The organism is Bradyrhizobium sp. CCBAU 45394 (genome assembly GCF_028128655.1).
In the GTDB taxonomy this organism is placed as follows: domain Bacteria; phylum Pseudomonadota; class Alphaproteobacteria; order Rhizobiales; family Xanthobacteraceae; genus Bradyrhizobium; species Bradyrhizobium diazoefficiens.
Map to the genome: position 1 here is coordinate 1 of NZ_LBIX01000039.1, position 436 is coordinate 436.

1 pseudogene is annotated in these 436 nt (G+C 64.4%); it reads right to left on the minus strand.

The window, feature by feature from the left end:
• A pseudogene (locus WN73_RS11565) lies at positions 1-436 on the minus strand (UDP-glucose 6-dehydrogenase); the annotation flags it as partial.

Genomic DNA, 436 nt, shown 5'->3' on the forward strand with positions numbered 1-436 from the left:
AGCGCCTGGCTGACCTTGCGCGCCATCGCGCGCTTGCGGTTCTCGTTGACGGCCAGCACGGATTCGACGATGCGCAAGGACACGTCGTAGTCCTGCGCGATCTTGATCAGCGCCTTGGTGTCCTTCGGGAAGCACGAGCCGCCGAAGCCGGGACCTGCATGCAGGAACTTGGTGCCGATGCGGTTGTCGAGGCCAATGCCGCGCGCGACCTCCTGCACGTTGGCCCCGACCTTTTCGGAAAGGTCCGCGATCTCGTTGATGAAGGTGATCTTGGTCGCGAGGAACGCGTTGGCAGCGTATTTGATCATCTCGGCGGTGCGGCGCGCCGTGAACATCAGCGGCGCCTGGTTCAGCGACAGCGGGCGATAGATGTCGCCCATCACCTTGCGGCCACGCTCGTCGGAGGTGCCGACCACGACGCGGTCCGGGAACTTGA